23 protein-coding genes are annotated in these 19793 nt (G+C 68.6%); 12 read left to right on the top strand and 11 right to left on the bottom strand.

Going from position 1 to position 19793, the window contains the following annotated elements:
* A complete protein-coding gene (locus tag AC1DMS_RS27430) occupies nt 1-264 on the bottom strand; it encodes a hypothetical protein (protein WP_012747128.1) in 264 nt (87 codons plus the stop codon).
* 39 nt (nt 265-303) lie between these two features.
* Nucleotides 304-735, bottom strand: coding sequence for a hypothetical protein (locus tag AC1DMS_RS27425; protein ID WP_012747129.1), 432 nt, complete (start codon nt 733-735; stop codon nt 304-306).
* Between the two features lie 257 nt (nt 736-992).
* Between AC1DMS_RS27425 and AC1DMS_RS27420 the strand changes: the two genes are divergently transcribed.
* Entirely contained in the window at nt 993-1427 is a 435-nt protein-coding gene (locus tag AC1DMS_RS27420; protein ID WP_012747130.1) for a hypothetical protein, read from the top strand.
* A gap of 18 nt (nt 1428-1445) precedes the next feature.
* Here AC1DMS_RS27420 and AC1DMS_RS27415 read toward each other — a convergent pair whose 3' ends face one another.
* Complete coding sequence (locus AC1DMS_RS27415; protein ID WP_012747131.1) at nt 1446-3227, bottom strand: thiamine pyrophosphate-requiring protein; 1782 nt, start codon at nt 3225-3227, stop codon at nt 1446-1448.
* 195 nt (nt 3228-3422) lie between these two features.
* Here AC1DMS_RS27415 and AC1DMS_RS27410 point away from each other — a divergent pair, with 195 nt between their 5' ends.
* Both AC1DMS_RS27410 and AC1DMS_RS27405 read left to right on the top strand, forming a co-directional pair.
* Nucleotides 3423-3737 (top strand): hypothetical protein, encoded by a 315-nt coding sequence (locus AC1DMS_RS27410; protein WP_012747132.1) that lies wholly within the window; start codon nt 3423-3425, stop codon nt 3735-3737.
* A gap of 20 nt (nt 3738-3757) precedes the next feature.
* Complete coding sequence (locus AC1DMS_RS27405) at nt 3758-4231, top strand: CBS domain-containing protein (protein ID WP_012747133.1); 474 nt, start codon at nt 3758-3760, stop codon at nt 4229-4231.
* A gap of 51 nt (nt 4232-4282) precedes the next feature.
* Here the strand turns inward: AC1DMS_RS27405 and AC1DMS_RS27400 are convergent, their stop codons facing one another.
* Nucleotides 4283-4891: a cysteine hydrolase family protein gene (locus AC1DMS_RS27400; RefSeq protein ID WP_012747134.1), complete on the bottom strand. Its 609-nt coding sequence runs from the start codon at nt 4889-4891 to the stop codon at nt 4283-4285.
* A 109-nt stretch (nt 4892-5000) separates the two neighbouring features.
* Nucleotides 5001-5201, bottom strand: a complete 201-nt coding sequence (locus AC1DMS_RS27395) for a hypothetical protein (RefSeq protein WP_012747135.1) — start codon at nt 5199-5201, stop codon at nt 5001-5003.
* A 420-nt stretch (nt 5202-5621) separates the two neighbouring features.
* On the opposite strand from AC1DMS_RS27395, the gene AC1DMS_RS27390 reads away from it, so the two are divergent.
* The 7 genes from AC1DMS_RS27390 (at nt 5622) to AC1DMS_RS27360 (ending at nt 12077) form a co-directional block, all read left to right on the top strand.
* Entirely contained in the window at nt 5622-6761 is a 1140-nt protein-coding gene (locus tag AC1DMS_RS27390; protein WP_478181997.1) for a DUF3182 family protein, read from the top strand.
* Nucleotides 6742-7521 carry an alpha/beta hydrolase family protein gene (locus tag AC1DMS_RS27385; RefSeq protein ID WP_012747137.1) on the top strand — a complete coding sequence of 260 codons (780 nt, stop codon included), beginning with the start codon at nt 6742-6744 and terminating at the stop codon, nt 7519-7521. The genes AC1DMS_RS27390 and AC1DMS_RS27385 overlap by 20 nt, the downstream gene beginning before the upstream one ends.
* Nucleotides 7522-7536: 15 nt before the next feature.
* Entirely contained in the window at nt 7537-8040 is a 504-nt protein-coding gene (locus AC1DMS_RS27380) for a hypothetical protein (RefSeq protein ID WP_012747138.1), read from the top strand.
* A 123-nt stretch (nt 8041-8163) separates the two neighbouring features.
* Nucleotides 8164-8658, top strand: coding sequence for a hemerythrin domain-containing protein (locus tag AC1DMS_RS27375; protein ID WP_012747139.1), 495 nt, complete (start codon nt 8164-8166; stop codon nt 8656-8658).
* A 136-nt stretch (nt 8659-8794) separates the two neighbouring features.
* On the top strand, nt 8795-9403 hold the full coding sequence (locus AC1DMS_RS27370) for a hemerythrin domain-containing protein (RefSeq protein ID WP_012747140.1): 609 nt from the start codon (nt 8795-8797) through the stop codon (nt 9401-9403).
* Nucleotides 9404-9424: 21 nt separating this feature from the next.
* Nucleotides 9425-9616, top strand: coding sequence for a hypothetical protein (locus AC1DMS_RS27365; RefSeq protein ID WP_018902877.1), 192 nt, complete (start codon nt 9425-9427; stop codon nt 9614-9616).
* Nucleotides 9617-9650: 34 nt separating this feature from the next.
* Nucleotides 9651-12077 (top strand): catalase, encoded by a 2427-nt coding sequence (locus AC1DMS_RS27360; protein WP_012747141.1) that lies wholly within the window; start codon nt 9651-9653, stop codon nt 12075-12077.
* Here the strand turns inward: AC1DMS_RS27360 and AC1DMS_RS27355 are convergent.
* Complete coding sequence (locus AC1DMS_RS27355) at nt 12074-13387, bottom strand: NAD(P)/FAD-dependent oxidoreductase (protein WP_012747142.1); 1314 nt, start codon at nt 13385-13387, stop codon at nt 12074-12076. The two genes, AC1DMS_RS27360 and AC1DMS_RS27355, sit on opposite strands and share 4 nt — an antisense overlap.
* Nucleotides 13388-14812, bottom strand: coding sequence for a saccharopine dehydrogenase NADP-binding domain-containing protein (locus tag AC1DMS_RS27350; protein WP_012747143.1), 1425 nt, complete (start codon nt 14810-14812; stop codon nt 13388-13390). It abuts the gene before it with no gap.
* Between the two features lie 196 nt (nt 14813-15008).
* On the opposite strand from AC1DMS_RS27350, the gene AC1DMS_RS27345 reads away from it, so the two are divergent.
* Nucleotides 15009-16664 (top strand): phospholipase D family protein, encoded by a 1656-nt coding sequence (locus AC1DMS_RS27345; protein WP_012747145.1) that lies wholly within the window; start codon nt 15009-15011, stop codon nt 16662-16664.
* A 16-nt stretch (nt 16665-16680) separates the two neighbouring features.
* On the opposite strand, the gene AC1DMS_RS27340 is transcribed toward AC1DMS_RS27345, so the two are convergent.
* The 4 genes from AC1DMS_RS27340 to AC1DMS_RS27325 all read right to left on the bottom strand — a co-directional run bounded on the left by AC1DMS_RS27340 (nt 16681) and on the right by AC1DMS_RS27325 (nt 19062).
* On the bottom strand, nt 16681-17184 hold the full coding sequence (locus AC1DMS_RS27340; RefSeq protein WP_012747146.1) for a murein hydrolase activator EnvC family protein: 504 nt from the start codon (nt 17182-17184) through the stop codon (nt 16681-16683).
* 96 nt (nt 17185-17280) lie between these two features.
* Entirely contained in the window at nt 17281-17787 is a 507-nt protein-coding gene (locus AC1DMS_RS27335; RefSeq protein ID WP_012747147.1) for a CreA family protein, read from the bottom strand.
* 11 nt (nt 17788-17798) lie between these two features.
* Nucleotides 17799-18350, bottom strand: a complete 552-nt coding sequence (locus tag AC1DMS_RS27330; protein WP_012747148.1) for an NUDIX hydrolase — start codon at nt 18348-18350, stop codon at nt 17799-17801.
* 10 nt (nt 18351-18360) lie between these two features.
* Nucleotides 18361-19062 (bottom strand): fumarylacetoacetate hydrolase family protein, encoded by a 702-nt coding sequence (locus tag AC1DMS_RS27325; RefSeq protein ID WP_012747149.1) that lies wholly within the window; start codon nt 19060-19062, stop codon nt 18361-18363.
* 91 nt (nt 19063-19153) lie between these two features.
* On the opposite strand from AC1DMS_RS27325, the gene maiA reads away from it, so the two are divergent.
* Nucleotides 19154-19792: a maleylacetoacetate isomerase gene (maiA, locus tag AC1DMS_RS27320; protein ID WP_026283796.1), complete on the top strand. Its 639-nt coding sequence runs from the start codon at nt 19154-19156 to the stop codon at nt 19790-19792.
* Nucleotide 19793: the final 1 nt, after the last annotated feature.

Below are 19793 nucleotides of genomic sequence, written 5' to 3'. Positions count from 1 at the left end.
CTAGAATTTGGCCGCGTTGCGTTCGTCGTCGACCGTGGCAATGCGCAGCCGGGCCCGCTCGTGCTTGATGACGAGCTGCGCGCACCGCTCCCGCATGGAAGGGTCCGTGGGCTGCTGCTCGCTGCAATCCACGAGAAGCTGCGACTCGTCGAAGTCGAGCCCGTGAAGAACCTCCTGGCCATGCGAATTGATGGCCAGGAGGTTGTCGGCCGACAACTGGGCGCGCAGGGCCTCGGAGATGGCGAGCGTCTGCAAGGGCTTCACCGCTTCTCGGGTCCTGTGGCGGGGGCTGTGCGCCACTGCCTACTTCTTCATCGCCTTGATGTCGGCCTTGCCCTTGGCCTCGGTGGCCTTGGCTTCCTTCACGCAAGCGCTCTTGGCGTCGCCCTTCTGGTCGTCGCACTTTTCCTTGGCGATCGCATAGGCCGCTTCCACCTTGGCTTCGGCCACCTTGCGTGCGTTGCTGTCGCTGGGCTTCTGCTTCTGCTCGAGTTCGGCCTTGGCAATCTTTTCCTTGCCCTTGGCTTCTTCGATGCAGACGTCCTTGGCGTTGTCCTTCATGGCATCGCAAGCCGCCTTGTCGGCCTTGTAGTCGGCCGAGATCTTGTCGCGCGCAGCCTTGTATTCGGCCATGGCCGGATCGGTGGCCGCCGCGGGAGGCGTGTTCACTTGCGCATGCACCTGGCCCACTGCCATGCAGGAGGCTGCGGCACACATCAATAACAGTTTCTTCATGGTTGAGCTCCTTGACGCCGGTGGTTTTTCTTGCAGGGGAGGATCCGGCGTCCGAAATCAATATAGAAGTCGGCAGCGCCGGGGCGGTAGGACGCCTTGCGAAGCGGCCGTAAGCACATGCTGACGCTTCCTGCGCAAGGGGCATGAATGGGCGGCGGGGCGTCGGCGGTGCCCCCCGGCCGGCTTGGGCGCACGTCCTACCGGCGCGGACGATGCGGCGCCCACACTGCGGCAAGAGCGACTGACAGGAGATCGCCATGCAAAAGCTACACGCGTTGTTCGCCGCCGCGCTGCTATGGGCGGGGGCGATCGTTCCGGCGGGTGCGCAAACCTCGCCGCCGCATCCGGCGGAGATCGACCCGGCCATCGTCGAATACGGCGCGGCGCGGGAACGGATCGGCGCCAACCTGAAGGCCGCGCTGGAACAGTGCGAAAAGCAGGTCGAGCCCGCCAGGGCAGTCTGCGTCAAGGAAGCGCAGGGCCGCCAGAAGATTGCACTGGCCGAGCTCGACCACCAGCGTAGCCCCAGCGACGCCAATGCCCGCAGGCTCGCTGAAACGCGGGTGGCGGTGAACTACGAGGTGGCCAGGGAGAAGTGCAACGAGCGGCAGGGCGGCGACAGGGCCGCGTGCCTGTCGCGCGCGAGCGAGGAAGAATCAAAAGCCAGGGCGGACATCAAGACCGGGCAGTAGCGGGAGAGACAAGGCTCATCACGCCGTCGCGCTGGCCCAGTATTCCCGCATGGTGGCCTTGATGGTCCGCATGGCTTCGGGGTCGCCCTGCCAGAGGGCCAGCAGGTAGGCCTTGGCCTGGGCGAGCGAAACATCGGGCGGCAGCGGCGGCACGGCGGAGTCGGTGACCATTTCCAGCAGCATCGGGCGGTCGGCCGCAAAGGCGGCGTCCCATGCCGGGCCGATGGCTTCTGGCGTATCGACGCGCAGGGCCGCAAGGCCGAGCATCTGCGCGAAGCGCGCGTAGGGAAAGTCGGGCAGCTCCTGCGAAGCGTTGAACTTCGGATCTCCGCCGAGCACGCGCTGCTCCCAGCTCACGAGGTTGAGGTCGCGGTTGTTGAGCACCATGACGACCAGGCGCGGATCGGCCCAGTCGCGCCACATGCGCGCCAGGGTGATGAGCGCATTGAGGCCGTTCATCTGCATGGCGCCGTCGCCCAGCATCGCGACCACGGGCCGGTCGGGATGCACCAGCTTGGCCGCAATCGCGTAGGGGAGGGCCGGGCCCATGGTGGCGAGGCCGCCGGACAGGCTGGCCTTCATGCCGCGGCGCAGCTTGACGTCGCGCGCGTACCAGTTGGCGGCGGTGCCGCTGTCGCAGGTGAGCACCGTTTCTTCGGGCAGGCGCGGCGACAGCTCCCAGAACACGCGCTGCGGATTGACCGGCGAGGCCTCCACATGCGCGCGCGCCTCGAGCACGCGCCACCAGCGCGCCACGTCGGCCTCGATGCCTTGGCGCCAGGCACCGTGTTCCTTGTGGTCGAGCAGCGGCAGCAGCGCCGCGAGCGTGGCGCGGCTGTCGCCGACCAGGCCCAGCTCCGTGGGGTAGCGCAGCCCGATGGCGCGCGGGTCGGTGTCGATCTGCACGCAGCGGGCCTGCCCTTCGGGCGGCAGGAATTCCGCGTACGGGAACGACGAGCCCACCATCAGCAAGGTGTCGCAGTCTTCCATCATGCGCGAGCTGGGCCGCGTGCCGAGCACGCCGATGGCGCCGGTCACGAAGGGCAGATCGTCGGGCACCGCCGCCTTGCCGAGCAGCGCCTTGGCAATGCCGGCGCCGAGCCGCTCGGCCGCATGGATCAGCTCATCGGTGGCATGCAGGGCGCCCGCGCCCGCCAGGATGGCCACCTTGCTGCCCGCGTTGATGATGTCCGCCGCCTGCCCCAGCGCCGCGGCGTTCGGCACCGCGGCGCTGGCCGTGCTGCCGATGCCGCTGTGCACGGTGCCGTGCTTGCGCGGCGGCACCGGCACCGCCGGCAGCTCCTGCACGTCGTTGGGGACGATCACGCAGGTGACGGCGCGGCGGTCGCGCGCGATGCGCATCGCGCGGTCGACCAGGTGGCGAACCTGCTCCGCGCTGGTGGCCATCTGCACGAACTCGTGCGCCACGTCCTTGAACAGCGAAACCAGATCCACCTCCTGCTGGTAGTCGCCGCCGAGCGCGCTGCGCTGCTGCTGGCCGACGATGGCGACCACCGGCTGGCGGTCGAGCTTCGCGTCGTACAGGCCGTTCAGCAGGTGGATCGCGCCCGGTCCCGAGGTGGCCAGGCAGACGCCCACCTCGCCCGAGAACTTGGCATGCGCACAGGCCATGAAGGCGGCCAGTTCCTCATGGCGGCTCTGGATGAACTCGATGGCGCCGTCCGCCCGGTCGAGTGCGCCCATGAGGCCGTTGATGCCGTCGCCGGGGTAGCCGTAGACGCGCCGCACGCCCCAGTCGTGCAGGCGCTGGACCACGAAATCGCTGACTGTCTTTTTCATCGCACGGATACTCCGCGCCTCGCGCGCGGCGGGCTGTCGTGCAATCGGCCCCAGGCACCGTCGGTGCAATCCCACAAGGGCCGCGTGCACCGCGCCGCCGACAGACTGCTCCCACGCGCAAGGCCTGCGTCTTCCGACCCGCAATGAAGACCAGGGGCGCAGCATGAAGGCTTCTTCATCCTCCAGGAGAGTTCAATGCCAAGAGGTGACAAGTCGTCCTATACGGACAAGCAGAAACGCAAGGCCGAGCACATCGAGGAAGGCTACGAGCATCGCGGCGTGGGCAAGGGCGAAGCCGAAAGGCGTGCCTGGGCCACCGTCAATGCCGAGACCGGCGGCGGCAAGAAGAGCGGCAGCGGCCGCGGCAAGGCGGAGAACCACGCGCCCTCGCGCACCGGCGGCCACAAGGGCGGCGCCGCGGCGGCGTCCCGTACGGCCGCCGAACGCTCGGCCTCGGCCAAGAAGGCTGCGGCCACGCGCAAGCGCAACGCCGAGCGGCGCAGCGGCTGACCCCCGAACGAAGGCAGGCAATGACACGCGTATCCGAACTGATGACCCGCGGCGTGCGGACCCTGTCGCCGTCCGACACGGTGGCGCTGGCCGCCCAGGCCATGGACGAGCTGGACATCGGCGCCATTCCCGTGTGCGACGGCCAGCGGCTGCTGGGCATGGTGACCGACCGCGACATCGTGCTTCGCGTGGTCGCGCAGACGCGCCCGCTGGACACCGCGCTGTCCGAGGTGATGTCGAAGGACGTCAAGTGGTGCAGCGAGAACGACAACGTCGAAACCGTGATGGACGAGATGGCCGGCTACCAGGTGCGGCGCATGCCGGTGGTGGACCGCGGCCGCAGGCTGGTGGGCATGCTGTCGCTGGGCGACACCGCCGCCAAGGGCGACATCGGCAAGGCCGGCGACACGCTCAACATCATCTCCCAGCCGGCCGAGCCCGACCGCTCGGGGCAGTCCGCGGCCAGCGGACCCACCGGCGGGGGCTCCTCGTAGGTCCGGCGCGGCGCGGGTTCTCTGTTTGTCTGCCAACGGCGTGTGCACGCATCAGCGCTTCGCAGGCAGGCGGATGCGCGCCCCGGGCGTGGTGGAGACGCGCAGCGCCTCTTGCGCCTGGCGCAGGAAGCGCTCATTGCGTGCGCTCGTCTGCGAGGCGACGCAATCGCGCGGAACGACGGCCTCGAGGTCGCGCATGCCCGCGTCGGCCACGGTGGCCCAGATGCACTGGTCGCTGGCCACGCCGGTCACGATCAGCCGCGTGGCCTTGAGATAGGCGAGCAGCAGCTCGAGCGGCGTCGCGAAGAAAGCGGACTGCTTGGGCTTGAGCACGAAGTAGTCCGTTTCCTCGGGCAGCAGCGTCGAGGTGATCTCGGCACCGGCGCCTCCAGAGGCCAGCGACAGTTCCACCAGCTTGGGAAAGTCCGAGCGCCAGCGCCCGCGGTTGTCGTTGACGTAGATGGCGGGCACCCCGGCGCGCGTGCAGCGCGCCTTCAGCGCTGCGATGCGCCCCGCAATGAAATGCGCGCCGGGCAACAGCTTTTCGGCATCGGGAAAGTCCCAGCAACTGATCATGTCGATGATCAGGAGGGCCGTGTGGCCCGCGGCGGGAGCCGGTGCGAGGGCGGGGGGCTGCGAGTGCGAGCGGGGAGGCGCCATGGCGCCCCACCATTCCAAATGGGCGGCGCCGCAGCCGTAGGAAAGGCCCGCATGGCTGCGAAAGTCGCCACCACGCGCGCCGGTCAGGGCCGGCCGGGGTCGCCGCCGCTCAACGGCCTTGCGGCACGCCGAACGCCGCGCGCACTTCGTCGAGCCGTGCTTGCGCGACCTCGAAGCACTCGGCCAATTGCTCCGGCGTGGCCGGCGGATAGCCGGCCGGCGGCTGCAGCGCATTGCCCAGCCGTTCCCAGGCGGCCTCCCAGGCCAGCTTGGCAAGCGCACGGGACTCCGGGTTGGAAGGAGCGGGCATGTTCGTCCTCGGTTGTGGCGAATGGGAGTATGCGCCCGAGGAAAGAAGGGCGGTTTGGCAGAGGCCGCGTAGGAGGCCTCTTTCACAACGACGCGCGTTATCCCGCCCCGCCGGGCCGAAACCTGTCCGACCATCGGCGCGAGGACGACGCCCGCCCTGGGCCTGCTGCAAAGAAGCCACAAGCTAGGCCCGTGCAGGAGAGCCTTCTGTAGGAACCGGCCTCATCGAGATGCACGGATTGCCCCCATGCACCCAGCCAACCGTTCACAAGGAGTTTTCCCGATGAACAGATCCGCTTTCACCCGGCCTCTTGCCCTTGTTGCCCTTGTCACCGGCGCTTCCTCCGGCATCTGCCCGGAGGCGCACCGCTAAGCCCGGGCCCATGCCATGGACACCCTTTTCAGCTCCGGAGTCGCCCTCGTGGACACGGTCCTCAAGAGCACCGGCGGCAGCGTCGTGGTCTGGAGCGCGGACCCGCAGGCCTACGGCAGCGATCACGAACGGGCCACGCGCAGCAATTTCGCGCAGCGGCTCGCAGCGCTGAAGCAGTTCCGCTACGCGGGCGAATACGACGCCTCGCGCGCCCACGAGAGCACGCCGCTGTACTTCGTGCCGAGCGACACCATCGCCAGCACGCAGCTTGCGCGCTCGCTCGGCATCTCGACGCTGCACGACCTGTTCGGCGGCGTGGTTCCGCACCCCTTCGTTGCCACCAAGGCGATCACGCACCCGCTGGTGGGCAGGGCGGCGGCCTGTCCCGAGGGATGGGAGCCGGCCTTCGCCCCCGCCGTGTCGCAGGCGGTGCTCGGCGGCTTTTCGGCGTTCTCGGTCGAGGACGCGCGATGGGCCGGGCGCCACCTGCTGGAAAGCGGCGCGGTGCGCATCAAGCCGGTGTGCGCCACCGGCGGGCGCGGCCAGGCGATGGCCGCCGATGCCGAAGCCCTGGACCGCTGCCTCGCGGCCATGGACGAGAGCGAGATCGCGCTGCACGGCGTGGTGCTCGAAGAGAACCTCGCCAAGCCGGAAACCTACAGCGTCGGGCAGGTGCTGGTCGACCAGATGATCGTGAGCTACTTCGGCCGCCAGCGGATGACGCTCGACAACACCGGCCAGAACGTCTACGGCGGCTCCGACCTGACGCTCGTGCGCGGCAACTTCGATGCGCTGCTGGCCATCACCAGCCCGCCGCCGGCGCTTTGCCTGGCGATCGAGCAGGCGCGGCGCTACCACCATGCGGTGATCGAGAGCTACCCGGGCTTCTTTGCGTCGCGCGTGAACTACGACGTGGCGCAGGGCCTGGGCGCGGACGGCGCCTGGCGCTCGGGCGTGCTCGAGCAGTCGTGGCGCGTGGGCGGCGCCACCGGGGCCGAAATGGTCGCGCTCGAATGCTTCTGGCGCGACCCGGCGCTCGAGCGCGTGCGCATCTCCTGCTTCGAGGCGTATGGTGAGGCGCCGGCGATCCCGGCGGGCGCAACGGTGCACTACCGCGGCGTCGACTCGCAGATCGGGCCGCTCGCCAAATACGCATTGTTCCAGCCATATGACAGCGACACGACATAACTTCATAGACATATCCGTAGACGGCCAGCACATTGCCGGAACGCTGGTTGCCGCCTCCACGATGGTGCCCGGCGTTCTCCTGGTCCATGGCTGGGATGGCAGCCAGGAGCAGTACATCGCGCGCGCGCACGAGATTGCCGCGCTCGGCTGCGTCTGCCTCACCTTCGACCTGCGCGGCCATGCGCGCCATGCCTCGCTGCGCCAGGAGGTCACGCGCGAGGACAACCTGCGCGACGTGCTCGCGGCCTACGACACGCTCATCAGCCACCCCACCGTCGACCCGCAGGCCATTGCCATCGTCGGCAGCAGCTACGGCGGCTACCTGGCGGCGCTGGTCAGCACCATGCGGCCGGTGCGCTGGCTCGCGCTGCGGGCGCCGGCGCTCTACCGCGACCGCGAGTGGCTCGCGCCCAAGGGCCAGCTGAGCCGGCCCGACCTCGTGGCCTACCGCCGCACCCTGGTGGGCCCGCGCGACAACCGGGCGCTCGCGGCCTGCGAGGCCTTCACGGGCGACGTGCTGATCGTGGAATCGGAGCACGACCAGATCGTGCCGCACCCGGTCATCGAGAACTACCTGGGTGCCTTCAAGCGCGTGCGCTCCGCGACCTACCGCGTCATTTCGGGGGCCGACCATGCGCTGTCGAAGCAGGCGCACCGCCAAGCCTATGGACAACTCCTCGTCTCCTGGATGACGGAGATGACGCTGGGCGCCCGGGCGACCGGCACCATGACGCGGCCCGTCTCCGCGAGTCCCGCATAGAAAGACAGGTTTCCTATGCAAACCCCCGCCCTGACCCTGAGCGAAAGGCAACGCTCGACGCTGCGGACCGGCCTCGTCGCGGGAACCCTTGCAAGCTTCGCCTCCACCGCCGCGCTGATGCTGTGCGGCCGCCGCGAGGCCGGCAGCCTGGTGGCGCCGACCAATGCCACCAGCCACTGGCTCTGGGGCGACCGGGCCTTCGATGTGCGCGGCCCCACGCTGAAGCACACCGCGCTCGGCTATGCCACGCACCATGCGAGCGCCATCTTCTGGGCGCTGATCTATGGCTGGCTGCATGCCAGCCGGCATCCCGCGCAGTCGGCTCCCGCGGCGCTCGCGAGCGCCGGCGCCGCCACCGCGCTGGCCTGCGCGGTGGACTACACGATCACGCCGCACCGGCTCAGGCCGGGCTTCGAGCACCACCTTTCGAAGCGCTCCCTGGGGGCGGTCTACGGCCTCTTTGCCCTGGGGCTGGCGGCCGGCTGCCTGCTGGCCCAGCGCGGCAACGCGCACGAGTAGTGCGCCTTGCTACGCGCAGCACGAGTAGTGCGCCTTGCTACGCGCACTCAGGGAGCTTTCCTACGCCGCGGCGCCGGCAGCCCTTTCATCGTTCGGCTTCCATCAACCCAACCGGAGCCCACGATGCCCAACTCCACCAAGCGCGCAGCACCCGATGCATGCAGCCTTCTCGATACCGACCACCGCAACGTCAAGAAGATGTTCAAGGCGTACGAGGAACTGACCCATTCGCGCGCCGCCGACGTGCAGCAGAAGAAGCGCGAACTCGCCAACCAGATCTGCACCGAGCTGACCGTCCATGCCCAGATCGAGGAAGAGATCTTCTACCCGGCCGTGCGCGAGGCGATCAGCGAAACCGATCTTCTGGACGAAGCCGAGGTCGAGCACACCAGCGCCAAGGAGCTGATCGCGCAGATCGAAGCCGCGACCGAGGTGGACGACAAGTTCGATGCCAAGGTCATCGTGCTCGGCGAATACATCGACCACCACGTGAAGGAAGAGCGCAACGAGATCTTCGTCAAGGCACGCGCCGCCAGGGGGCTCGACCTGGTGGCCATGCGCGAGCAGCTCGCCGCGCGCAAGGAAGAGCTCATGGAAGAGCTCACCGCCGCCGCCTGACCGGGCGCCGCACACAACACCCGACGACCCAGTCCAGCGCACCCGTGGAACCGGCTCCGCCGGGCCACCGGGTGCGTCCCCCAGTGGGGGGAGGCGCCGCAGGCGCTTCGGGGGGCGTCCTACCCTGGAGTTCCACATGACCAACATCGTCTCCCGGCTCTTTCCCACGGCGACCAACATGATTCGCCTGGACCACACGCACGTGCTCTCCACCTTCCACCAGTACAAGGCCGGCGCGCCGGAACGGGTGAAGAAAGGGCTGGTCAACACCATCTGCACCGCGCTCGAGATCCATGCGCAGCTCGAGGAAGAAATCTTCTATCCCGAGATGCGCAAGGTCTGCGAGGACGACGAACGCATCACCAAGGCGCTCGAGGAGCATTCCGAGATGCGCCGCCTCATCGGCCTGCTTCGCGCCATGGAGCCCGAAGCGCGCGACTATGACGAAACCCTCTCGGCGCTGATGCGCGACGTGATGCACCACGTGGCCGACGAGGAAACCATCCTGCTGCCGACCGCCGAGAAGCTGCTGCCCGACCGGCTCGGCGAGCTGGGCGCGCAGATGACCAAGCGCCGGCTGCAGCTTGCCGGGCCGCGCACCGGCGAGATCGCGCTCGACATGGGCCGTGCGGCATCCGGCAACACGGCCGCCATTGCGATGGTCGGGCTGGCTGCGGCCGGGCTGCTGCTCGCGCGGCGTTCCGGCCATCTGCGCTGGCCCCACGCGCACCACGCGCGCACCTGAGGCACCAGCAGAGGCCGTCCCATGCCCGAAGACAGCAACATTCCCGTGCCTGCCGCGCCCGAGTCACCGCGCGCCGCATTCCAGGCCCTGGCCGAGCGCGTGGGCGTTCTCGCGCCGGGCGCGCCGCTCTCGGACGAACTCATGAAGTTTGCCGAGGGCGTGCTGCAGCTCGCGGCCGAGGGCAAGGTGCCGCGCGAGCGCGCGCCCCGCTGAACCCTGCCCCGCCATCCCATCGAACGGAGTTTCAATGCCGCCTTCCAGAACACCTTCTCCTCCCGAATCCGGCAGCGCCGCCACCAGCGCAGCGGCGGCCGCCCGCAACACCGACAGCGGCGCCGCGCACCTGCCGGGGGGGCCGCCGCCCGATCCGCCCTCGCAAAAAGCCGCGCATGCGCAGGCGCTGGCCGCAGGCATGCCTTTCAATGCGAACAAGCCGTTGGAGCACGGCATGGACAACGCGCTGCGCCCGCCCGCCGGCCAGACCGTGCAGCCGCTGTCGTCCGCGGCAACGGCCAGCACCTTGTCCGAAGAGATCAACTCGGAGAAGGCCGGCGGCATGGCCATGCCGGGCCTGAATGCCACCATCGAATCGCTGGACCGGGTGCGCGTCGACTCTGGCGGCCAGCGGCTCACCACCAACCAGGGCGTGCCCATCGCGGACAACCAGAATTCGCTCAAGGCCGGCCTGCGCGGCCCCGCGCTGCTCGAAGACTTCATCCTGCGCGAGAAGATCACCCACTTCGACCACGAGCGCATTCCCGAGCGCATCGTGCATGCGCGCGGTTCGGGCGCCCACGGCTACTTCGAATGCTACGAAGGCATCCCGCAGTTCACCAAGGCGGCGCCGCTGCGCGAAGGCGGAAAGATCACGCCGGTGTTCGTGCGCTTTTCCACCGTGGCCGGCGAGCGCGGCTCCAAGGACACGGCGCGCGACGTGCGCGGCTTTGCCGTCAAGTTCTACACGGACGAAGGCAACTGGGACCTGGTGGGCAACAACATGCCCGTGTTCTTCATCCAGGACGCCATGAAGTTTCCCGACCTGGTCCACGCCGTGAAGCCGGAGCCGCATCACCAGATGCCGCAGGCCGCGAGCGCGCACGACACCTTCTGGGACTTCGTCTCGCTCATGCCCGAGTCGACCCACATGCTGATGTGGCACATGTCCGATCGCGCCATTCCGCGCAGCTACCGCATGATGCAGGGCTTTGGCGTGCACACCTTCCGGCTCGTGAACGAGGCCGGCGATTCGGTGTTCTGCAAGTTCCACTGGTCGCCGGTGCTCGGAACGCATTCACTGATGTGGGACGAGGCCGTGAAGATCTCGGGCGCCGACCCCGACTTCCACCGCCGCGACCTGTGGGAAGCCATCGAGGCCGGGGAGTTTCCGGAATGGGAACTCGGCCTGCAGATCTTCACCGAGGAAGAGGCCGAGGCCTTCAGCTTCGACGTGCTCGACGCCACCAAGATCGTGCCCGAGGAACTGGTGCCGCTCACGCCCGTGGGGCGCCTGGTGCTCAACCGCAATCCCGACAATTTTTTTGCCGAGACCGAGCAGGTGGCCTTCTGCGCCGCGCACGTGGTGCCGGGCATCGACTTCACCAACGACCCGCTGCTGGCCGGGCGCATCCACTCCTACGTCGACACGCAGATCACGCGCCTGGGCGGGCCGAACTTCCATGAGCTGCCGATCAACGCGCCGATGGCGCAGGTGCACAACAACCAGCGCGACGGCATGCACCGCCAGGCCATCCACCGCGGCCGTGCGGCCTACGAGCCCAACTCGCTGGGCGGCGGCTGTCCGTTCCAGGCCGGGGCTTCGGCCGGCTTCATGACTTTTCCGCAGCGCGCGGAGCAGGACAAGGTGCGCGGCAAGCCCGAGAAGTTTGCCGACCACTACACGCAGGCCACGCTCTTCTTCGAAAGCCAGACGCCCACCGAGCAGGCCCACATCGCGGCGGCGTTCCGCTTCGAGCTCTCCAAGTGCACCGTGCCTGCCGTGCGCGAGCGCATGGTGGCGAGCCTCGTCAATGCATCGCCGCTGCTCGCGCAGCAGGTGGCCGACGGGCTCGGCATTCCGGTGCCGCCTGCGCTGCCTCGCGCACTTGCGCAGCCTGTAAATCCGGAGGTCACGCATTCGCACGCACTGTCGCTCACGGCGCGGCCCGGCGATGGGTCCGTGCGCACGCGCAAGGTGGCGCTGCTGGTGGCGGACGGCGTGCAGGGCGAGCAGATCGCCGCCATCCAGGCGGCGCTGCTGGCCGAAGGCGCCGTCGGCCGCCTGGTGGGACCGCGTATCGGACCGTTCCGCACGGCCGAGGGCGAGACGATGGAAGCCGACGCTTCGATGGAAAACGAACCCGGCTTCCTGTTCGATGCGCTGGTGCTGCCCGATGGCGCCGAAGGCGTGGAGCTTCTCTCCGCCCATGCCTATACCGAGCAGTTCATCAAGGACCAGTACCAGCACGGCAAGACCATTCTCGCGCTCGGAGCCTCGGCCACGCTGCTGGCCGAGGCGAAGATTCCGGAGACCCTGCCGTCGGGCGACGCGGACCCGGGCGTGCTGCGCGGCACGGCGGAGAATTTCGAATCCACCATCGAGGCCTTCGTCGCGGCTCTCGCCAGGCACCGGCATCCGGCGCGCGAGATCGGGGCGCTGGTGGTGGACGCCGGCTAGAGAAAGTCCCGCAGCCGGTAGTACATCATCCCCAGCACCAGCGCTGGCGTGCGCAGCAGGGTGCCGCCCGGAAAGGCGTGGTGCCCGATGCGCGCGAACAGGTCGAAGCGCTCCGCCTGGCCCGCGATGGCCTCGGCCGCCAGCTTGCCCGCCATGCCCGTGAGCGCCAGGCCGTGGCCCGAGAAGCCCTGCAGGTAGTAGATGTTGGTGCCGATGCGCCCGAAGTCGGGCGCCTTGTTCATCGTGATGTCGACGAAGCCGCCCCATGCGTGGTCGATGCCCAGGTCCGCCAGCTGCGGAAACACCGCGAGCATGCTCTTGCGGATCTTCTCGATGAGGTTGCGCGGCGTCCGCGCACTGTAGCTGTCGCCCGAGCCGAACAGCAGGCGATGGTCGGCGCTCAGCCGGAAGTAGTCGAGCACGAAGTTGGTGTCCGACGCGGCCGGCCTGCCGCGCATGAGCGCATCGGCGCGCGCCGGCTCCATCGGCTCGGTCGCGATCATGTAGGTGCCCACCGGCATGATGCGCGACGAGACCTCGGGCGCCACGTCGTCGCCGTACTCGGCCAGGTAGACGTTGCCCGCCAGCACCACGAAGCTGCAGCGCACCTCGCCCTGCGCGGTCTTGACGACGGGCCGCGCGCCGCGCTCGATCACCTGCGCGGCCGAGTTCTCGTGCAGCTGCGCGCCGGCCGCGCGCGCCGCGGACGCCAGGCCCAGCGAATACTTCAGCGGATGCAGATGGCCCGAGCGCACATCGAAGGTGCCGCCGTCGAAGCGCTTGCTGTCCACGCACTGCGCGACCTCGCCGGGCCCGAGCCATTGGAGCGGATAGCCGTGGACGCGGCCCACGTGGTCCATCCATTCACGCAGCGCGCGCGACTTCGCGGGCTTGACCGACAGGTTCAGGTAGCCGGCCTGCCAGTCGCAGTCGATCGCATGGCTCGCGATGCGGTCCTGCAGCAGATCCAGGCCCTCGACCGATATGTCCCAGGCGCGCCGCGCATCCTCGGGCGTGAACTGCTTTTCGATGGCCTCTTCGCCGTCGGCGCCGAAGCCCACGATCACCTGGCCGCCGTTGCGGCCCGAGGCACCCCAGCCCACGCGCTGCGCCTCCAGCAGCACCACCGCGTAGCCGCGCATGGCAAGCTCGAGCGCGGCCGACAGCCCCGCGAGCCCGCCGCCCACCACGCAGACGTCGGCGGTGGCAATGCCTTCGAGCGGGCGCGCGGGTTCGAAGCGCGCCGCCCGTTGCACGCTGGCTTCGTAGTAGGAGTTCTCGACGACGCCGAGTTCTTTGCGCAGCAGCAATCAGGCCACCCGGAAGTTGATGAACTGCCAGGGGTCGTCTTCGTCCTTCTCCTCGTCGAAGAGCGGGCTGCGTTCCTTCAGCGGCGTCCAGTCGCCATACACGCCCGCCACTTCTCCGAGGTAGGGCATGGCGGCTTCCAGCACCACGCGGTGGTCCAGGTCGTCCGGCTCCACAAGGCCCGCGTCGGGATGGCGCAGCGCCCACGACATGCCGCCCAGGATGCCGGCCACCACCTGCAGGCTGGTGGCGCTGTTGGCGGGCGCCAGTTCGCGCGCCTGCTCGATGGTGAGCCGCGAGCCGTACCAGTAGGCCCCCTTGGGGTTGCCCATCAGCAGCACGCCTAGCTCGTCCATGCCTTCGGCGATCTCGTCGCGCACGATCCGCTGGCGGTGCTGCAGCTGCCAGTTCTTTCCCGCCATCTCGTGCAGCGAGAGCACGGCGTCGTCGCACGGGTGATAGGCGTAGTGCACCGTGGGGCGGTACACCACCTGGCCGTCCTTGCGCAGCGTCAGGTGGTCGGCAATGGAAATCGATTCGGCATGCGTCACCAGGAAGCCGTGGTAGGGGCCTTCCAGCGGCGTCCAGCTGCGCACCCGCGTGCCGATGCCGGGGCGTTTCAGGTAGATGGCCGCATCGCTGCCGAAGCCGTGCCGCGCGGCATCGGCCGGCCAGTGCCGCTCGTGCGTTCCCCAGCCCAGCTCGGCGGGCTGCAGGCCCTCGTCGGCGAAGCCCTGCACCGACCAGGTGTTGACGAACTCGCCGCGCTGCTTGCGCTCCTTCGCAACCTGGGTGTCGCGCTCGGCGATGTGCACCACCTTGATGCCCAGCTGCTGCGCGAGCGCTGCCCAGTCCTCGTAGCTCGACGGCATGGCTTCGAGCTCGGCATGCGTGTCGGCCGCGATGTTCAGCAGTGCCTGCTTGAGCAGCGCCGAGACCAGCCCCGGGTTCGCGCCCTGCGTGATCACTGCCGTGGGCCCGCTGCGCTTGTCCAGGCGCCAGGCCAGCACCTCTTCGCGCAGGCTGTAGTTCGAGCGGCGCGAAGGCGGAAGCGCGGGATCGTCGTAGCGGCCGCCCCAGGGCTCGTTGCAGGTGTCCAGGTAGAGCGCGCCGCGTTCGCGGCAGAGCTTGATGAGCGCCAGGCTCGACACGTCGACCGAGAGGTTGACCAGGAAGTCGCCCTTGTCCACCAGCGGCTCCAGCACGGCGGCGAAGTTGCCTTCCTCGAGCCGCACCGGGATGATCTCCACGCCCAGCTGCTTTGCCAGGCCGCTGCGGTCTTCGCCCGGCTTCACGATCCTGATGTCCGCCGCCTTGAGTCCGAAATGGCGCAACAGCAAAGGCAGCAGCGCCTGGCCGATGGAGCCGAAGCCGATCATCGTGAGCTTGCCGTCCAGGCGAGCCAGCGCTTCGTTCTTCTTCGTCATCCCATCACCTCGCTGAGTGGCGCCGGACCGGCCGGCCTTGTCCTTCGTTTCCTCGAACGAATGTGGAACGCGCCGGCCGGCGAATGCGTCAGCTTGCCTTTGCCGATGGTGTAGGAGGACTCCATGAGCGCATGCTCCGCCCGCGGCCATGGTAGAAACCGGCCACCCTGCGCACGTTGCGCATGGCACCCCACCGATGGCCGAAGACTTCTCCTTCAATCCACGACGTTCCGCCCCGCCAACCGGCCGGCTTGGCCTGCGCTTGGCGCGCGCGCCCTGGCTGTTGCTGCTCGGCCTGGCCCTGCTGCTCCTGGGCGGCTGCGCGGGGCTGCCGGCTGGGGTGGAGCGCAAGCCTTCGGTGGCCATCACCGATGGCGCCGACACCATGCTGGGGCGCCTGGTGGCAGCGGCCTCGCCGCCGGGGCAGGGGCTGAGCGGCTTCCGGCTGCTGCCGATGCCGCAGTATTCGCTGCATGCGCGCATCGAGCTCGCGCGCCGCGCCCAGCGCTCGATCGACGTGCAGTACTACCTGGTGCAGAACGACGAAACCGGCCGCTACCTGCTGCGCACGCTGCGCGACGCGGCCGACCGCGGCGTGCGCGTGCGCCTGCTGGTGGACGATCTCTACACCGCGGGCGCCGATCCGCTGTTCGCGGGCTTCGCGGCGCATCCGAACGTGGAGGTGCGCTTCTTCAATCCCTTCCCGGCCGGCCGCGGCCTGCTGGGCACGCGCTGGGCGGCGTCGCTGCTCGACTTCGACCGGGTGCACCGGCGCATGCACAACAAGCTGTTCGTGGTGGACAACACGATGGCGGTCATGGGCGGGCGCAACATCGCCAACGAATACTTCCTGCGCGATGGCGGCTCCAACTTCATCGACATCGACACGCTGGTGGCCGGCACGGTCGTGCCGCGGCTGTCGTCGCTGTTCGACATGTACTGGAACAGCCCGTACGTCTACCCGATCGAGTCGCTGGTCTCCAATGGCGGGGCCACGCCGCAGCAGCTGCGCGAACGCTTCGAGCAGATGACTGCCGGGCCGGACACGCTGCATCCCGAGCCGCTGACTTCCACCGACCTGCTGGGCAACAACGCGCTCGCCAAGGACCTGGGCGAGGGTGCGCTGTCGCTGGTCTGGGCGCGCGCCGAAGCCTATGCCGATGCGCCCGCCAAGGCACTCGGGCCGCCCGAAGCCCGCGGACTGCCGGCCGACGAATCGACCGACAGCGTGCTCTACAACGTGCGGCGCTACCTGCGCGGAGCCCAGCAGGAGATCCTGCAGACCACGCCCTACCTGATTCCGGGGCGCGGCGGCATGGAGACGATCCGCCTCGTGCGGCAGCGCGGCGTGAGCTACACCATCGTGACCAATTCGCTGGCCGCCACGGACGAATCGCTGGTGCACATCGGCTATCGCCACTACCGGCCCGAAATGCTCGCCCTGGGCGTGGAGCTCTACGAGCTGAGCCCCAAGCGCGTGGAGCAGACCAAGCGCTTCGGCATCTACGGTTCGGCCAGTGGCCGGCTGCACGGCAAGTCGGCCGTGGTCGACCGCAGCATGGTGTTCATCGGCTCGATGAACTTCGATCCGCGCTCGATGCTGCACAACACCGAGATCGGCCTGTTCATCTTCAGCCCGCAGATTGCCCAGCAGCTCACCAGCCTGATCGGTTTCATCCGGCTGGACGGCGCCTACCAGCTGCAGCTGGGGCCGCGCGGCGGCATCGAGTGGGTGAGCCCGGCCTCGGGCGATGGCGCCGACACCATCCTGCACGTGGAGCCGGAAACGGATTTCTGGGCGCGCTGGAAGCTGGAGCTGTTCGCCCCGCTGGTGCCCGAGAGCCTGCTGTAGCGCGGGCCGGCAGGTGCTACTGCTGCAGGCGGCCGTTCAGGTAGGGCTCGGGATCGACGGCGGTGCCGTTCTTGCGGATCTCGAAATGCAGCTTCACGCGGTCGGTTTCGCTCTTGCCCATTTCGGCGATCTTCTGGCCTTGCCGCACCACCGCGTTTTCCTTCACGAGGATGGTCTGCGCATGGGCGTAGGCGGTGAGAAAGGTCTCGTTGTGCTTGATGATGACCATGTTGCCGTAGCTGCGCAGCTCGCCGCCCACGTACACCACGCGGCCATCGGCCGAGGCCACGATGGGATCGCCCAGGTTGCCTGCAATGTCGAGCCCCTTGTTGCGCACGCCGTCGAAGCGGGCAATGGTGGTGCCGGCGGCGGGCCGGATGAACATGGCCAGGGGCTGCTGCACGGGCGGCGGAATGACGACGCCGGGCCGCGCGGGCGGCTGCGGCGTGGTGCAGGCGGCCAGGCCGGCAGCCACCAGGAGCGCGGCGCCGGTACGAAGGGCAAAAGTCTGAAGGTGCATGGCTCTGTTGGAACGAATTCGTTGCTGAGGGTTCCCGCGGTCGGCGCGCCGGGCGAGCCACCTCGTCCATGCTAGCAAACTCCGCCGGGGCCGGGTCTACTTGAGCGGAATGGGCGTGCCGCGGTCGATCGGCACCGCCGTCACGCTGTTCTTCGGCGAGCCTTCGATCAGCAGGTCGGAGTAGGTGAGATAGACCAGCGTGTTGCGCCTGGCGTCGACCATGCGCACCACGCGCAGCCGCTTGAACAGGATCGACAGCCGCTCGCTGTAGACCTCTTCGCGCTTTGGAAGCGGCTGCACGATGCTGACCGGCCCGACCTGGCGGCAGGCAATGGAGGCTTCCGACTTGTCCTCCGCCACGCCGAAGGCGCCCGCCAGCCCGCCGGTCTTGGCGCGCGAGACATAGCAGGTCACGCCGTTCACCTTGGGGTCGTCGTAGGCCTCCACCACGATCTTGTGATCGGGGCCGATGAGCTTGAAGGCGGTGTCCACGTCGCCCACCGTTTCCGCATGCGCGGCGAAGGCCAGCGCCAGGCCCGCCAGCGCCAGGCCGCATGCGAAGGCGCCGCGAAGGAGGAGGGGAGCGCGGGAGGCCTGGGTCATGGGGTGGTGTTTCAAACGATGCTGAGTTCGTGCACGCGGTCGAAGCTGCCGCGCCGCCGGTCTTCGAAGAAGTGTTCGAGCGCCTCGCGCACGGTGCGAAAGGCGATCTCTTCCCAGGGAATTTCTTCCTCGGTGAAGAGCCGGGCCTCGATGGTCTCGTGGCCCGGGTCGAAGCGGTCGTCGAGCAGGCGGGCGCGGTAGAACAGGTGCACCTGGCCCACGCGCACCACGCTGATCACCGCGAACAGGCCCTGCATCTCGTAATGGGCGCCGGCCTCTTCGTCGGTCTCGCGGGCCGCGCCCTGGGCCGCGGTTTCGCCCAGCTCCATGAAGCCTGCGGGCAGCGTCCACTTGCCCCAGCGCGGCTCGATGTTGCGCTTGCACAGCAGCACCTTGTCGCCGAGCACGGGAATGGTGCCCACCACGTTCAGCGGGTTCTCGTAGTGGATGGTGCTGCAGGTCGGGCAGACCGCGCGCTCCTTGGTGTCGCCGTCGTCGGGGACGCGGTAGACCACGGCGGTGCCGCAGTTCTTGCAGTGCTTGATGGGTACGCGCAGGATCATGGAGCGGGTGTCAGGCGATCTTGATGGTGAGCTTCGGCAGGCCCTCCACTTCGCCCACCAGCGTGTCGCCCGCCACCACCGCCGCAACGCCTTCGGGCGTGCCGCTGTAGATCAGGTCGCCGGGTTGCAGCTCCCAGGCGGCCGACAGGTGCTCGATGGTTTCGGCCACGTTCCAGATCAGCTTGCTCACGGTGCTGCGCTGGCGGTCGGTGCCGTTCACCTGCAGCGAGATCTCGGCGTTCTCGGCATCGCCGGCCTCGGCCACCGGCACGATCGGGCCGATGGGCGCGCTCTGCTCGAAGCCCTTGCCGATGTCCCAGGGGCGGCCCTGCTTCTTCATGTCGTTCTGCAGGTCGCGCCGCGTCATGTCCAGGCCCACGGCATAGCCGTAGATGTGCTTGTGCGCATCGGCCGCTGCAATGTTCTTGCCGCCGGTGCCGATCGCCACCACGAGCTCGATCTCGTGGTGCAGGTTCTTCGTGAGCGTGGGGTAGGCCATGGTGCCCGTCTGGCCCGCATCGACCACCACCAGCGCGTCGGCCGGCTTCATGAAGAAGAAGGGCGGCTCGCGGCCGGTGAAACCCATTTCCTTGGCGTGGTCCTCGTAGTTGCGGCCCACGCAGTAGATGCGGTGCACCGGAAAACGGGCGGCCTTGCCGACCACGGGGATCGAAACGGTCGCGGGCGGGGCGAAAACAAACTCGGAAGCCATTGCGTCTGTCCTTTTCAGCGGAACGGAGAAAAAACGGCAGTGTGCCAGAGGCAGGCACGGGCTGCCGGTGCGGCGCTATGCTTGCGGGATGATGAAGCTGCACAACTACTTCCGATCCTCCTCGTCGTTCCGCGTGCGCATCGCGCTCCACCTGAAGGGCCTGGAGTTCGACTACATCCCGGTGCACATCGCCCGCGGCGAGCACCGCACGGGGCCGTTCTCGGCCATTTCGGCCGACATGCTGGTGCCGCTGCTCGAGGACGAGGGCGAGCGCTTTTCGCAGTCGATGGCCATCATCGAATACCTGGACGAAACCCACCCCGAGCCGGCGCTGCTGCCGCACGATCCGGTGGGCCGCGCCCATGTGCGCGCGCTGGCGGAATCCATCGCCTGCGAGATCCATCCGCTCAACAACCTGCGCGTGCTCAAGTACCTGGTGAAGGAGCTCAAGCTCGACGACGAGGCCAAGAACGCCTGGTACCGCCATTGGGTGCGCGACGGCATGCTGGCCTTCGAGCGCCAGCTCGCGCAGCATCCCGGCGGCCGGTTCTGCTATGGCGACACGCCCACGCTGGCCGACTGCTGCCTGGTGCCGCAGATCTTCAACGGCCGCCGCTTCGACTGCGACTTCAGCGGGCTGCCGCGCACCATGGCCGCCTTCGAGGCCTGCATGGAGCTCGACGCCTTCCAGCGCGCCCAGCCTTCGCAGTGCCCCGACGCGGAAGCCTGAA

The sequence above is a fragment of the Variovorax sp. 05T418 genome (genome assembly GCF_056396385.1).
This window is presented reverse-complemented; position numbering and strand designations above follow the sequence as displayed.